This window comes from Duganella violaceipulchra (assembly GCF_019166075.1).
GTDB classification, from domain to species: Bacteria; Pseudomonadota; Gammaproteobacteria; order Burkholderiales; family Burkholderiaceae_D; genus Rugamonas; species Rugamonas violaceipulchra.
The window spans coordinates 1-370 of sequence record NZ_JAHTGR010000151.1 but is presented as its reverse complement, the minus strand read 5'-3'; the positions used below and the strand labels follow the sequence as shown (position 1 = coordinate 370).

Below are 370 nucleotides of genomic sequence, written 5' to 3'. Positions count from 1 at the left end.
ACCACGGTAGGATTCGTGACTGGGGTGAAGTCGTAACAAGGTAGCCGTATCGGAAGGTGCGGCTGGATCACCTCCTTTCTAGAGTAGCACTCTTCTTCAAGCGTTCACACTTATCGACTGTAATGAATAAAGAACAGCATTTGGGGCTGTAGCTCAGCTGGTTAGAGCACCGTGTTGATAACGCGGGGGTCGTTGGTTCGAGTCCAACCAGCCCTACCAGTTTCTGCCTTGTAGTAAATCTCAGGGGGATTAGCTCAGCTGGGAGAGCACCTGCTTTGCAAGCAGGGGGTCGTCGGTTCGATCCCGTCATCCTCCACCAAGAGTTCAAATGTAAGGGTAAGCCCTTTAGATTTGATCTTTTAGAGATCAA

Annotated in this window: 2 tRNA genes and 1 rRNA gene; all 3 read left to right on the top strand. The window is 50.3% G+C overall.

Annotated elements, in window-relative coordinates:
* A 16S ribosomal RNA gene (locus KVP70_RS33430) occupies positions 1-78 on the top strand; the annotation flags it as partial.
* Between the two features lie 64 nt (positions 79-142).
* A tRNA-Ile gene (locus KVP70_RS33425) sits at positions 143-219 on the top strand.
* A 24-nt stretch (positions 220-243) separates the two neighbouring features.
* Positions 244-319, top strand: a tRNA-Ala gene (locus KVP70_RS33420).
* The last annotated feature ends 51 nt before the right edge of the window (positions 320-370 follow it).